The sequence below is a fragment of the Rhizobium sp. NZLR11 genome, assembly GCF_019685115.1.
Lineage (GTDB): Bacteria > Pseudomonadota > Alphaproteobacteria > Rhizobiales > Rhizobiaceae > Rhizobium.
Map to the genome: position 1 here is coordinate 383,328 of NZ_JABDWD010000003.1, position 12,921 is coordinate 396,248.

The window sequence follows — 12,921 nt, forward strand, 5'->3', positions numbered from 1 at the left end:
ACCTATGACTGCGCGAATACTGGTGGTGGACGATATTCCGGCCAATGTGAAGCTGCTCGAAGCGCGGCTGCTCGCGGAGTATTTCGACGTCATGACCGCGGCCGACGGCTACACGGCGTTGGCGATCTGCGAGCGCAACCAGGTCGATCTCATCCTGCTCGATATCATGATGCCCGGCATAGATGGTTTCGAGGTCTGCGAGCGGCTGAAAGCCAGCCAGAAGACCGCGCATATTCCCGTCGTCATGGTCACCGCGCTCGACCAGCCGGCCGATCGCGTCCGCGGTCTGAAGGCTGGCGCCGACGATTTCCTCACCAAGCCGGTCAACGATCTGCAGCTGATCTCACGGGTGAAGAGCCTGCTGCGGTTGAAGACGTTGAGCGACGAGCTGCGCATTCGCGCCGACACCGCCCATACGATGGGCATCGACGACCTCACGCGGGCAGTCGAGGGCCGCGCCGACGAGACCGCTCAGGTCCTGCTCGTCGACGGCCGCGCCAATTCGCAGGAGCGCCTTATCAGAGCGCTGAAGCCCGTTGCCGACGTGCTTGCCCTCTCCGATCCGCAGGCCGCCCTCTTCGAGGCGGCCGAAAGCGCGTTCGATCTCGTCATCGTCAACGCCAATTTCGACGATTACGATCCGCTTCGCCTCTGCTCGCAGCTGCGCTCGCTGGAGCGCACGCGCTTCCTGCCGATCCTGATCATCACCGAGCAGGGCGCTGACGAGATGGTCGTGCGCGCGCTCGATCTCGGCGTCAACGACTACATCATCCGCCCGGTCGATCCCAACGAGCTGGTTGCCCGCAGCCTGACGCAGATCCGCCGCAAGCGCTACAACGACCGTCTGCGCGCCAGCGTCAAGCAGACGATCGAGCTTGCGGTAACCGATCCGCTGACCGGCCTCTATAACCGGCGCTATCTCGACAATCATCTGAACGTGCTCTTCAACCGTTCAATGGCGCGCGGCCGGCCGCTTTCGGTGCTGATCACCGATATCGACCGCTTCAAGCAGGTCAACGATACCTATGGCCATGACGGCGGCGACGAAGTGCTGCGGGAATTTGCAAATCGCGTCCGTTCGACCATTCGCGGTGCCGACCTTGCCTGCCGCTACGGCGGGGAGGAATTCGTCGTTGTAATGCCCGACACCTCGCCTGAGATAGCCGCCGCTGTCGCCGAGCGCCTGCGCACGGCGATCGAAAGCGCTCCCTTCATGCTGAAACACGCCGGTGAGGCGCTGAACGTCACCGCGTCCTTCGGCATCGCCTCGCGTATTGCAGCGGTGCTGACTCCGGACCAGCTGATGAAGCAGGCCGATCTGGCTCTTTACGAGGCCAAGAATACCGGCCGCAACCGCGTTGTCGCCGCAGCCGCCTGACGAATCATCTGTCGCCTTCTGTGCCGTCTACGGGTTTTCCACAGTGGTAAGCGAATTATTGCCGATTTTTAATGCCCGCCCGCATGGCGCGGGGTGAAAATTTTGCCGCCAAATAGCCCAAAAATGGATTTCCGGCTTTGCTGCCGATGCGCCGCTGCCCGATAGTCTTGAAAGTGTGCGGCCATAGCTAAAAATGAAATAGCGACTATAAAAAATTCCCCATGCCGATAGGGCGAAATACAGTGCGATGGAGCCACCTCACCTAAGGGGAGGGGATGGGTAAGTTATTACGTTATAGTGTAGAATTTCTTCGAAGCGTGGATGCCTACGCTTCGAGCCCAAGCAGAGCCGACCAATCTTTGTATGCACCAAAACTGGACTTTTAACCATGGAATCAAGTCCGCAAAAATCATCATTAAGAATTTGTTGATTTTCTTTCATTTTTGCGCAAATTATCGGCTCATAAGAGAAGCGCTCCCGTTGAGGAGTTGTCGATACCCCATGATGCTCAGGTCCGCCGCATCTCCTGGGTCGTGGGGTCGGTCGGCTAGTAGGCAAGTTATAGCGGTTCCTCGTGCCGTTTTGCATGCTGGCCGACCCCCTTTCAAGAAAACGCCGCCACTTCCCGAAGATGGAAGGGCGGCGTTTTTCTGTTTGCGCTATCATCTTTAAAGGCGATCACCTGGACAACAAAAAACGCGCAACCCGAGGGCGCGCGCTTTTTTGAAATCCTGAGATCAAGTGACTACTTGATCTTGGTTTCCTTGAACTCGACGTGCTTCCGTGCAACCGGGTCGTACTTCGTCTTCGTCATCTTGTCCGTCATCGTACGGCTGTTCTTCGTCGTGACATAGAAGAAACCGGTGTCGGCTGTCGACAGCAGCTTGATCTTGATTGTTGTAGCCTTGGCCATGGTCGTCCTGCCTTTAAGGAAAATGAAAGCCGTGGAAACCGGATGGGCTCCACGGCAAATTCTGGCGCGAAACTACGAATCTCGCCCGAAAAGTCAAGTCCGTTTTCGAATGAACATCAGTCTGATGCCGGAAAGTAGGGCGTAGAGACCGAAGAACGCGGCAATCGCCCAGGCAAAACCGTTATTTCCGGCGACATCGATCGCTGCGCCGATCGCCTGCGGCCCGGCGACGGTTCCCATAGCGTAACAGAAGATGAAGGCGGCATTGGCCGCCGCAAGGTCGGAGCCCGTCAGCCGCGAGCCGAGGTGGCTAAGCCCGACGGTATAGAGACCGGAGACGCAGCCGCCCCAGAAAAGCAGCAGCCCGGCCATCAGCAGCCAGTTGTCGAGCAGCACCGGCAACACCATCGCGCCGATGAACCCCATCAGCGCCATGCCGGCCAGAAGCGGCCGCTTATCGGCGATGCGGTCGGAGAGCAGGCCGAGCGGGATCTGAAAGATGACGTTGCCGACGCCCATCATGGTGAGCAGAAGTGCTGCCTGCGATTCGGTAAAATGGGCCCGCACAGCAAAGATCGGGAAAAGCGACAGGCCGCCCGCTTCGACCGCGCCGAAGATGAAGACCGCCGCCGTCGCCGTCGGCACCAGGAAAACGTAGCGCATGAAATGCAACTCCGGTTTTTCCTCGAGCACCGGGCTTTCGTCGCGGGCTATGAAGATCGGAATGGCGGCCAGCAGGATGGCGCAGGCGCCGATCAGGAAGGGGAAGATGCCGTCGCTGCCGAGAATCGAGAACAGCAGCGGCCCGGCCGCGAAGCCGAGGGAAAGCACGGTCGCGTAGATGCCGAGCACGAAGCCGCGTTTGGAAGGCGGCGAAGCGGCATTGATCCAGAATTCGGAGAGGATGAACAGCGTCGTCGTCGCGCCATGGAAAGCGAAACGCAGTGGAAACCACATCCAGAAATCCTGGGCATAATAAAAACCGAGCGCGCTCAGCGCCGAAATCAGCACGGCCCAGAGCATTGTCGGCGCAACGCCGTATTTATGGGCGAGCCTAGTGGTGATCGGCGCGGCGGCCATCGCCGCGACCCCGGCCATTGCCGTGTTGAGCCCGATCAGGGTGGACGAGATGCCGCGTTTTTCGAGGATGATGCTGAGAAGCGGAAGTCCGAGGCCGATTGCTATGCCAACGGCAGAAATGGACGAGATGGCTGCCACCAGAGAAGGCCAATGGATTTCTTCGACATCGCCCGGTGTGCCGTTTCTCGGCTGAGACATTTATCCATCCTTAGAAAGCTACGCGCGCGAATCGGCCGGTCACCTCACACAGATAGACACAGACGTGCCAAATCCGGGTGACGGGCAGCGTTTCGCAATATGTCCGATGTGAGTGACCACCTGCGGAATGTAAAGCCTGTTCAGACAAGAAAAGCTTACCATGTCAAATCGTTGAGGATCGTCGGCCGCCGCGTTCGGGTGGTGATCGGTGGAGCGCTGGCACTACACGTCAAATATGTCTGGAAGGTGAAGGCGCTAATCCGGCCGGCCGGGGATGTCATAATCGTCGGAACCGTCACTCTCTCCACCGAAACCGTGCATGCGCAACGCCCATTGCAGGCCGATGACGCCGCCCTTGATCGGCTGGATCGAGGCAAGCGCGGTGATGACGGTGATCGGCGCCCAGATGGCAAGATGCGCCCATACCGGCAGCACGAAGGTCATGTCGGTCAGCATATAGCCACCGACCACGACGTGGCCGAGAACGAGGATGACGATATAGGGCGGCAGGTCGTCCGCGCGTTGGTGATACATCGCCTCGCCGCAGGCTGCGCAATGATCGACCGGCTTCAGAAAGGCGCGAAAGAGCTTGCCGCTGCCGCAAGCCGGGCAGCGGTTCATCAGCCCCCGCATGATGGAGCGCCCAACCGGACGCTCGACCTCAGGCATATCCCCGTAGCGGACAGCCGGATCGGTCGGTGTGCGCATCGCATGTTCCTCTTCGGAGCTAAAGAATGTCATTTGAGCCTTCTGATGCGATGAAATACAGGTTAAACGCAAATGAATCAAACGTTTGCAACGAGCCTCGCCCCAGCGTGCCACAGTTCACGCAGCTGCAGGGCCAATATCTGGCCTCCATTTATGCCTACACCAGGATCTTCAAACGCCCTCTCGCAGAAGCCGATATGCATGGCCACTTTGAGGTGACCGCACCGTCTGTCCACCAGATGGTGCTAACGCTGGAAAAAGCCGGTCTCATTCAACTTGTTGCGACGGCGGCTATCCCGCTGTTTCGCCAGTGCTGCTCCGAATATCCCAAGGGCCCGAAACGGCGCTTCGATCTCAATGCCTAACGGCGTCAAGGTATATGCCTTCCGGCTTTCAACATCGATTTGCGCCACGAGTGCTGCCGTTTCGAGCTCTCTCAGATTCCGGGTCAACTCCTTGGCACTGATGCCTTCGATCGCCACGAGCAGCGCATTGTATCGACGCGGTCCGGAAAGCACTAGTACGCGCAAAATATGGAGCTTCCACCGTCCGCCGATGGTGTTGATCGCGACATCAAGCGGGCAGGATGCGGGGTCGTGCTCGGAGGACTCTGGCTCTGAGACCAATAAGGGAACCTCGCGGTGCGTTGAGGCACCTGGGTGCAGCTCGCTAATATCCTCCAATGATGATCTCCGAAGAACCAACAGTACCCGCCGAGTTTAGCGGTCCCGCCCTTTCGATGCCAGCACTTTCGATGCCGGCATGGGTTGACCGTGAAGCCTATCCATTCACCTCAAAGTGGTTCGATCTTCCCGATGGAAGGATGCACTATATTGATGAGGGCGAGGGTGATATTCTCCTATTCGCGCACGGCAATCCCAGCTGGTCGTTTGAATACCGCCACCTCATCCGTCATTTTTCTTCGACTCATCGCTGCATTGCGCTCGATTATCTCGGGTTCGGCCTTTCCGACAAGCCGCCTCACCTGTCCTATCTCCCTCAATTCCACTCGGCCAATCTTGGTCGATTCATCGAAGGGCTCGATCTCAAGAACATTACCCTCGTCTTTCAGGATTGGGGCGGTCCGATCGCGCTCAGCTACGCGGTCGCCAATCCATCGAGAGTGAGTCGGATCATCGCATCGAATAGCTGGTTCTTCGATGTGCGGGAGTATCCGGCCGTTCGACGCTTCAGCCATATTATCGGAAGTGCGTTCGGACGGATGCTGTGCAAGCACCTCAATTTGTTTCCTCGCGTGCTTCTTAAAGCCTCGTTCGGAGATTCCTCGAGGCTGGGTCCAGAGGTCCACGCGCAATATCTGGCGCCGTTTCCAACGGCGGCCGAGCGCAAGGGCACATGGGTTTTCCCGCGCGCCATCGTCGGGGAAAGCTCTTGGCTGGCTGAGATCTGGGCGCGGCGTCACACCCTAAAGGACCGGCCAACACTCCTGATCTGGGGAATGAAGGACCCTGGTTGCACGCCGCTGCTTCCACGCTGGACGGAGGTGTTCACGGACCACCGTCTCATTACGCTCGACGATGTCGGTCACAACGTTGCTGAGGAAGCTGGGCGGCACCTTATCGGCCCGATTGCGAGCTTTCTTTCGGATCGATCACCGTCATGACCTGTGTAGCGATACTAGGTGGCAGCGGCCGCTTGGGCAGCCGCATCGTCGCAAACCTTATCCGGCAGAAGATGCAGGTTCGGGCCCTCGTCCATAGCCACGGACTCGCCGCGGCTGAAAGCGACTATACGGCGGTATACGGCGATGCCCATGACCCTTCTGCGATTCGAGCCTTACTCACAGGTGCCGACGCGGTGATTTCCACGCTCGGAAGTGCCGGTGCACAGATCGCGGACGTCACCTCTGCCGCCGTCAGGAACCTGATCCCGGAGATGAATTCGCTCGAGATCACGCGCATCGTTTCCGTCACGGGATCGGCTGTGCGCGACGACATTGAGGTTGGCAGGGAGCATCCCCACATGGCTGAACGGCGTGCCGCTCTTATGCAGCACATACCCGGACTGGTTCTTGACGGCGAGGGGCATCTGCGGCTGCTGCGGCAATCTACCCTCAATTGGACGGTCATACGATTACCTCGGATGACATCCGATCCCGTCCGGCCAGCCACTCTTCGGGTCGATCCGCCGGTGCCGGCCGAGACGATCAGCTACGAGGCCGGTGCCGAGGCGATTGTTGAAGAGCTCATTTATGCCAGGTGGGTTCGAAAAGCTCTGTTCGCTTCAGAAGCTTAACGACAGAAGCTTAACGGCAGAAGCTTAACGGCTTGTCACAGCGCTTCGCTATGCCGTGCTCGCTGCTGACACGCAAGCTTCGCCGGGGCGACAGCAATGGGCACCGTAAAGTTAACCCTTCGGCGACCGGCGGTGCAATCTTTCGGCATGACACCAGCCGCTCGTGATCCCCTACTCGAGAAGAAGTTGGCAGTAGCCACGTTCGAGGACTGGGCCTTGGCCATCGTTGCGGGGTCCACAATGCTCCAGGCGCGGTATCCGGAAGAGCGAAGATCCTCAGAAGCGCGCTGCCGCTCTTGACCTATTAAAGAGGACGATTCAGCGCAAGGGCTCGACTAAGACACCAACGATCCAACGTGCAAGCGGCATCAGCATGAGGAGGCTCGGGAAGGCTACGAGCCACGACACCGCCCATGCGCCGGGCCAGTGCGCGAAAAAAGCACTTCCAGCACTCATGCCAGTTGCCACAGCCGAGACTATTGCAGACATCATTAGGGATAGAACGAACGGGATTAGAAGTTTGGAGTAGCCTGCTGGCAGCTTCTTCCATCTGGGATTTTTATTGCGCCGATCGGTCATCGCGATACCACGTTTGTTCCAATTGGCCATATCAATATTGTCCCGCCTTGAGGTCGCCAATGAACTGGTGCAAGGAACGCGGCTCGCGGCCCAAAGCCGCCCTTAGCGTAAGACTGTTACCGCCGAGCCCAAACCTTGCATAATGCTCGTGAACCTTTGAAAGGAGATGCAGCTGATGGTCGTTGTACGGCAAATTCCCGCTCGATGCCCACTCGGCAAAGGAAGGTTCCAGAGCCTCGACGTGACGTCCAAGCGCTTCCGACATCATTTCGGCAATATCGCCTCTGTGGTAAAGTCCTTCAGAGCAAAGCTCGAGAGTGGCGAAAGCCAGTCGATCGCTAGTCAGAGCCTCGGCAGCGACGTCGGCAACGTCTCGATAATCAACACGCGCAATGCGCGCGGTCTTGGGGAATGGCTCGGAAAATGTACTCGTCTCCAGCACGTTCGGCCACGCGAGGGCGATGTTCTGCATGAAGTTCGCGGGGTGAAGGATCGTGTACTGTAGACGCGATGAATAGAGCGCTTCTTCCACAGGTATTTTGCTCGCGTGGTTCTTGAGCCGCGTATTTGTTGGCTGAATAACCGATGAGAAAACAAATTTGCGCACTCCGCTGCGCTCAGCGGCCTCGATCATTGAGACACCCATCGCGGCTTCGTCCGGCGCAAATGCTGGTCCGATATAAAAAACGCCATCGACGCCATCACATGCCCGGTCAAGACTTTCTGCATTGCGCAAGTCACCCTCAATAACATCAACCGTGGCGCCCACCTGGGTCTGCACATCTTTTGCGAGATATCGTACTAGCGCCCGAACCGTGACGTTTCGGCGTGCTAGAGCGGGCATTACCAGCCGTGCGAATTTTCCGGTGGCTCCTATCACCAGCACTTTGGGATTGCTTTCGGGCATTCGACTACTCCTCCGGTTTTTGCGTTTGTGCGAAGGTAGCGAATTACCAAAACTGTGATAATAGTCTGAATCAGAGATAGACTATCATAATAAATGAGATAATAAATGAAACAACTCCATGATCTCGAGGCGTACGTCGCGATCGTCGAATACCATAGCCTGACTGCAGCAGCCCGCGAGCTTGGAAAACCTCTTCAATCTATCAGCCGTTCATTGGCTGCATTGGAGCAGGAGGTGGGGGTGGTGCTAATTCATCGGTCCACGAGGCGTTTGGTACCGAGCGAAGCGGGCGATGCGTTCTATCGCAGGATCAAGCCAGCCGTTGAGGCAATAAGGGAGGGCGTGCTCGAAGCAACCGACCGCCGGCTTGAGCCGAAGGGACTGTTGCGGATAGGTGCGCCCGTCCTGTTCGGGCCGGACTTTATTGTTCCAATGATTGCGGACTATATGCGGCGGTTTCGGGATGTGGATGTAGATCTTCAGCTCTCCGACCGTTTCGTCGATCTTAGTGATGAACGCCTCGATCTCGCTGTCCGAATTGGCGATCTGCCAGATTCAAGTCTTCAGGCCAAACGACTGGGTGCTTTGCGACGTGTCGTATTCGCATCACCTGGCTATCTCTTGGCACGGGGCCGGCCAGCTTCGCCGAAAGATCTCGCGGCCCACGATTGCCTTGTGCGTACTGTTGATCGGAGTCCCGGTGAATGGGTCTTTCAGGATGACGGCAAGCGAAGGACGATAAAGGTAGGCGGATCATTCAAATCAAACTCCATGACCGCGCTTTATGCAGCCGCAGTCGCGGGTCTCGGTGTGGGTTACTCGCCCTTATGGCAGGTCAAACATCTTGTTGATGAGGGCAAACTCGAGGTCCTTCTGAAGGAATACGAGCCTGCACCGGTCCCGATTCATGCTCTTTGGCAGGAGAACAGATTGCCTCCGGCCAAGATCCGGAGCTTTTTGGACGTACTGAGCCAGAATCTACAGCTTGATAGTCTCTAGGTGTTTAGTCCCGGCATTTGATGGATCGGATCGATGATGAATCGATCCGGCTCCAAAGTCCATTGTTTGCAGATGAACTCGTAAGGCGTGAGGCCGTTAAGCGTCTTGAGTCTGCGCCCGAAATTGTAGGCGTCGATAAAATCGGCCAGATGATTTTTCAATTGCGCATGATCGTCGTAGTGGAAGCGCTTGACGTTCAGCGGGAAATCGATCCACTTGGATCGATTCCTGTTCCGCTTCACCTTCCTTGATCGTTCGGTTCATCCGCTCGACCTGTCCGTTGGTCCAGGGGTGTTTCACCTTGGTCAGGCGATGCTCGATGCTGTGATCGTCGCAGACCCAGTCGAAGATGTGCTCTAAGGCATTTCGATCACAAGCTCGGTTGGTGAACTGAATGCCATTGTCGGTCAAAACGATGTGAATGGTGTAAGGCACTGCCGCGATCAGATTGCGCAAGAACTGGGCAGCATTCATCTTGCCGGCTTTGGTATAGAGTTCTGCGAACGCGAACTTGGATGTTCGGTCAATTGCTACAAAGAGATAGAGCTTGCCCTCGGCCGTCTGCACCTCGGCAATATCGATGTGGAAATAGCCGATCGGATAACTTTTGAACTTCTTCTTCGGCTCCTTGTCGCCTCCAACCTCCGGCAGACGTGAAATGCCGTGGCGCTGCAAACACCTGTGCAACGACGAACGCGTCAGATGTGAGATGGTCGGCTGAAGAGCGTAGAGGCAATCATCGAGCGGCAGCAACGTATGCCGGCGGAAGGCGACGATGACGGCCTCTTCTTCGTGCTTCCCTCCATGCCAAGGAAAATAATGCACCATCAAATGCCGGGACTAAACACCTAGTGGTCGTGGGTACTGAGAGCTGACGCGGCCGGTAGCGCGATCGCGGTCGCGGAATATTCGCACCCTAGCAGCACGGGCCAATCGATCATCCCCCAACTGCAACAGGTTTGGCGGATTTCAATCCTCCGATGTGATTCGGTCGATCGCATCCTTGCATGCAGCCTTGATCAGGAGGACAACCGCCTCTTGGGATCGTCCCACCCCCAGCATTCGAACTATTGCGAAGCTCGTAAAAGCAAAGATTAGATGCGACAGCATCGCGTTGGCTGATTGAAAACGCCTTGCCCTTTGTTATTCGCCCAACCAGCACTTCGATGGTTTGCCGCCGGCGCTCGTTTCGCTCGATCAATGCCTGCGCGAATTCGGCGTCGAGCACCATTGCATCATGCAACCGACCGACGGCCGTTCCAGAAATTGCAGAAGATTTCGATCAAATGATCGAGTCCCGCTTGGGCATTCGGCATCGCCATCGCCTGGGCGATCCGCGTAAGGCCACCCTGAAGCGCAATCTCATCGAAAACGGTTTCAAGCAGTCCTCGCCGTGATCCGAACTGATTGTAGACGGCTGACGGGGCTTCTGACCATTCCGCCCATGCTACTCCAACCTGAAGCCCGTGGTCGTCTCAACGGGGTATATGGGGATTCATGTTTCTCGGCGGATCTCTTGCGGAATGGTACTAATGCCGCCCGCGCGGCGGCCTCGTTCCGGGCTTCTTGCGGACCTGGCCCCTGTCGCGGCGGCCCGCTTTGTGGAAGGAGCGCACCGCCGTCGGCATTTCGCGCCCTTCGCTGACCATTTCGAAACGCAGCGCGCCGGCGAGCGGAATCGCTTCGGCAAGCTTCACCGTGACGCTGTCGCCAAGGCGATAGCCAAGCCCTGTCCGTTCACCGGAGAGCGCCTGATGCGCCTCATCATAGATGAAATAATCGGTTCCAAGCGTCGATATGGGGACGAAACCGTCGGCGCCATAGTCCGGCAGAACGACAAAAAGCCCCGATTTCGTCACACCCGAGACGCGGCCGGCAAACTCCTCGCCGACGCGGCCGCTGAGATGGTGGGCGATCAGCCGGTCGACCGTCTCACGCTCGGCCGCCATGGCGCGGCGCTCGAAGGTCGAGATTTCGGCGGCGATATCGTCGAGAGCCGCCTCTTCCTCGGGCGTGATGCCCCCTTCACCGAAGCCCAGCGAGCCGACGAGGGCGCGATGCACGATGAGATCGGCGTAACGGCGGATCGGTGAGGTGAAATGCGCGTATTTCATCAGGTTGAGGCCGAAGTGGCCGATATTCTCCGGGCCGTAGATCGCCTGGCTCTGCGAACGCAGCACCATCTCGCTGACCATGGTCTGGTGCGGCGTGCCGTCCGCTTTCGCCAGGATGCCGTTGAAGTTGTTGGCGCGCATGTTGCCGCCCTTGGCAAGCGGGATGCCGAGCGTCGCCAGGAACTCGCGCAGGATTTCCTGCTTGGCAAGCGTCGGGCCGTCATGGATGCGGTAGATCAGCGGCTGACGTGCCTTTTCCAGCGTCTCGGCGGCGCAGACGTTCGCCTGGATCATCATCTCTTCGATCAGCTTGTGCGCCTCAAGGCGCGGCGGCACGACGACCCGGTCGACGGTGCCGTCGGGCTTCAGCTGGATCTTGCGCTCCGGCATGTCGAGTTCCAGCGGCTGGCGCCGGTCGCGTCCGCGCTTCATAACCTCATAGGCGTGCCAGAGGGGCTTCAGGATCGGCTCGAGCATCGGTCCGGTCTGATCGTCCGGCTTGCCGTCGATCGCCGCCTGCGCCTGCTGGTAGGACAGCTTGGCCGCGCTCTTCATCATGATGCGATAGAAGGTGTGGCCGATCTTGCGGCCTTCTCCGGAAAAGCTCATGCGCACGGCAAGCGCCGGGCGGTCGACACCTTCCTTCAGCGAACACAGATCGTTGGAGATGCGCTCCGGCAGCATCGGCACCACCCGATCCGGGAAATAGACAGAGTTGCCGCGTTTCAGCGCCTCGCGGTCGAGCGCCGACTTGGAGCGGACATACCAGGAGACATCGGCAATCGCCACGGTGACGACGACGCCGCCGGGATTGTCGGGCGAGGGGTCGAGTTCGGCATAGACGGCGTCGTCATGGTCCTTGGCGTCGGCCGGGTCGATGGTGATCAGCGGCACGTCGCGCCAATCCTCGCGATGCGACATCGTGGCGGGTTTTGCTGCGTCCGCCTCGTCAACGACGGCTGGCGGGAACACATGCGGGATGCCATGCGCATGAATGGCGATCATCGAGATCGCCTTTTCCGAGCCGACGGAGCCGACGACGGAAAGCACCTTGGCGCGCGGCAGGCCGAGACGGCCGAGGCGGGCGATTTCGACTTCGACCAGGTCGCCGTCCGTGGCGCCGCCGGTGAAGTCTGGATCGATGACCATCTCCTCGCCACGCCGCTCGATCGGCAGCAGCCGGCCGCCGCCGCCAGGCGCCGTGCGGAAAACGCCCATCGAGGCGCCGCGGCGCTTGTCGATCACTTTGATGATCCGCGCCGTATAGGCCGGCCCGCCGCGATCGACGGCCGGGAAGATCTTCGCCAGGATGCGGTCGCCGAGACCGGCGACGGGCGCCTTGCCCTTGCCCTGGCGGCCAGCAGGCGATTGTTGGCGGATGGCGACGGCAGGTGCGACACCCTGGTCTTCCGGCCATTCCGCCGGCCGGCCGATCAGATCGCCATCCTTGTCGCGCGTGGTGATATCGAGGACAGTGACCGGCGGCAGCGCGCCGGGACGGATCAGCGACTTGCGGTTCTTCTGCAGCATGCCTTCCTGCTCAAGCTCCTGCAGAAGGTGCTTGAGCTCGACGCGGTTGTCGCCCTTCAGGCCGAAGGCCCTGGCGAGTTCCCGTTTGGAGGCCTTCTGCGGATGATCGGCGATGAAGCGCAGGATCACCTCGCGCGAGGGCAGCGCGCCGTGGACGATGTTCAGCGGCTCGACCGCGGAAGCATCCTTGCCGGCACGACCGATCTTGCCAGGGCGCGTTCCCGCAGGGTTCGTTCTGTCGCGCGGTATTCTGCTCACG

The 12,921-nt window shown here is 58.8% G+C and carries 12 protein-coding genes and 1 pseudogene; 5 read left to right on the plus strand and 8 right to left on the minus strand.

Annotated features, from left to right (window positions below):
• Positions 1 to 4: 4 nt before the first annotated feature.
• Positions 5 to 1,378, plus strand: coding sequence for a PleD family two-component system response regulator (locus HJB83_RS08145; protein WP_221115178.1), 1,374 nt, complete (start codon positions 5 to 7; stop codon positions 1,376 to 1,378).
• Between the two features lie 745 nt (positions 1,379 to 2,123).
• Here HJB83_RS08145 and rpmG read toward each other — a convergent pair.
• From rpmG to HJB83_RS08165, 4 genes are all read right to left on the minus strand, one after another.
• Positions 2,124 to 2,291 (minus strand): 50S ribosomal protein L33, encoded by a 168-nt coding sequence (gene rpmG / locus HJB83_RS08150; protein WP_007626161.1) that lies wholly within the window; start codon positions 2,289 to 2,291, stop codon positions 2,124 to 2,126.
• Between the two features lie 93 nt (positions 2,292 to 2,384).
• Positions 2,385 to 3,569 carry an MFS transporter gene (locus HJB83_RS08155; RefSeq protein WP_207583810.1) on the minus strand — a complete coding sequence of 395 codons (1,185 nt, stop codon included), beginning with the start codon at positions 3,567 to 3,569 and terminating at the stop codon, positions 2,385 to 2,387.
• Between the two features lie 255 nt (positions 3,570 to 3,824).
• The gene (locus HJB83_RS08160; RefSeq protein WP_207584291.1) at positions 3,825 to 4,277 is read right to left on the minus strand and encodes a DUF983 domain-containing protein; all 453 of its coding nucleotides are present in this window, start codon (positions 4,275 to 4,277) and stop codon (positions 3,825 to 3,827) included.
• A gap of 245 nt (positions 4,278 to 4,522) precedes the next feature.
• The gene (locus tag HJB83_RS08165; protein ID WP_207583811.1) at positions 4,523 to 4,960 is read right to left on the minus strand and encodes a helix-turn-helix domain-containing protein; all 438 of its coding nucleotides are present in this window, start codon (positions 4,958 to 4,960) and stop codon (positions 4,523 to 4,525) included.
• Here HJB83_RS08165 and HJB83_RS08170 point away from each other — a divergent pair.
• Both HJB83_RS08170 and HJB83_RS08175 read left to right on the plus strand, forming a co-directional pair.
• Positions 4,960 to 5,901, plus strand: a complete 942-nt coding sequence (locus HJB83_RS08170; RefSeq protein WP_221131549.1) for an alpha/beta fold hydrolase — start codon at positions 4,960 to 4,962, stop codon at positions 5,899 to 5,901. The genes HJB83_RS08165 and HJB83_RS08170 overlap by 1 nt on opposite strands.
• Positions 5,898 to 6,533, plus strand: coding sequence for an NAD(P)-dependent oxidoreductase (locus HJB83_RS08175; RefSeq protein ID WP_259671300.1), 636 nt, complete (start codon positions 5,898 to 5,900; stop codon positions 6,531 to 6,533). The genes HJB83_RS08170 and HJB83_RS08175 overlap by 4 nt, the downstream gene beginning before the upstream one ends.
• A 318-nt stretch (positions 6,534 to 6,851) precedes the next feature.
• Here the strand turns inward: HJB83_RS08175 and HJB83_RS08180 are convergent, their stop codons facing one another.
• A complete protein-coding gene (locus HJB83_RS08180) occupies positions 6,852 to 7,112 on the minus strand; it encodes a DUF2798 domain-containing protein (protein ID WP_221115358.1) in 261 nt (86 codons plus the stop codon).
• 31 nt (positions 7,113 to 7,143) lie between these two features.
• Positions 7,144 to 8,019 (minus strand): NmrA family NAD(P)-binding protein, encoded by an 876-nt coding sequence (locus HJB83_RS08185; protein WP_221131551.1) that lies wholly within the window; start codon positions 8,017 to 8,019, stop codon positions 7,144 to 7,146.
• A 105-nt stretch (positions 8,020 to 8,124) separates the two neighbouring features.
• Between HJB83_RS08185 and HJB83_RS08190 the strand changes: the two genes are divergently transcribed.
• A complete protein-coding gene (locus HJB83_RS08190; RefSeq protein WP_221131552.1) occupies positions 8,125 to 9,018 on the plus strand; it encodes a LysR family transcriptional regulator in 894 nt (297 codons plus the stop codon).
• Here HJB83_RS08190 and HJB83_RS08195 read toward each other — a convergent pair.
• Positions 9,015 to 9,810, minus strand: a pseudogene (locus HJB83_RS08195) (IS481 family transposase); the annotation flags it as partial. The gene HJB83_RS08190 and the pseudogene HJB83_RS08195 sit on opposite strands and share 4 nt — an antisense overlap.
• Before the next feature lie 341 nt (positions 9,811 to 10,151).
• Between HJB83_RS08195 and HJB83_RS08200 the strand changes: the two are divergent.
• Positions 10,152 to 10,415, plus strand: coding sequence for a hypothetical protein (locus tag HJB83_RS08200; protein ID WP_207583816.1), 264 nt, complete (start codon positions 10,152 to 10,154; stop codon positions 10,413 to 10,415).
• Between the two features lie 132 nt (positions 10,416 to 10,547).
• On the opposite strand, the gene rnr is transcribed toward HJB83_RS08200, so the two are convergent.
• Positions 10,548 to 12,920, minus strand: coding sequence for a ribonuclease R (rnr, locus tag HJB83_RS08205; RefSeq protein ID WP_221131553.1), 2,373 nt, complete (start codon positions 12,918 to 12,920; stop codon positions 10,548 to 10,550).
• Position 12,921: the final 1 nt, after the last annotated feature.

Excerpts from the sequence above, each read along its gene's own strand:
- HJB83_RS08145 (WP_221115178.1), top strand. The coding sequence starts at position 5 with ATGACTGCGCGAATACTGGTGGTGGACGATATTCCGGCCAATGTGAAG.
- HJB83_RS08155 (WP_207583810.1), bottom strand. The coding sequence starts at position 3,569 with ATGTCTCAGCCGAGAAACGGCACACCGGGCGATGTCGAAGAAATCCAT.
- HJB83_RS08185 (WP_221131551.1), bottom strand. The coding sequence starts at position 8,019 with ATGCCCGAAAGCAATCCCAAAGTGCTGGTGATAGGAGCCACCGGAAAA.
- rpmG (WP_007626161.1), bottom strand. The coding sequence starts at position 2,291 with ATGGCCAAGGCTACAACAATCAAGATCAAGCTGCTGTCGACAGCCGAC.
- HJB83_RS08175 (WP_259671300.1), top strand. The coding sequence starts at position 5,898 with ATGACCTGTGTAGCGATACTAGGTGGCAGCGGCCGCTTGGGCAGCCGC.
- HJB83_RS08160 (WP_207584291.1), bottom strand. The coding sequence starts at position 4,277 with ATGCGCACACCGACCGATCCGGCTGTCCGCTACGGGGATATGCCTGAG.
- HJB83_RS08170 (WP_221131549.1), top strand. The coding sequence starts at position 4,960 with ATGATGATCTCCGAAGAACCAACAGTACCCGCCGAGTTTAGCGGTCCC.
- HJB83_RS08180 (WP_221115358.1), bottom strand. The coding sequence starts at position 7,112 with ATGACCGATCGGCGCAATAAAAATCCCAGATGGAAGAAGCTGCCAGCA.
- HJB83_RS08190 (WP_221131552.1), top strand. The coding sequence starts at position 8,125 with ATGAAACAACTCCATGATCTCGAGGCGTACGTCGCGATCGTCGAATAC.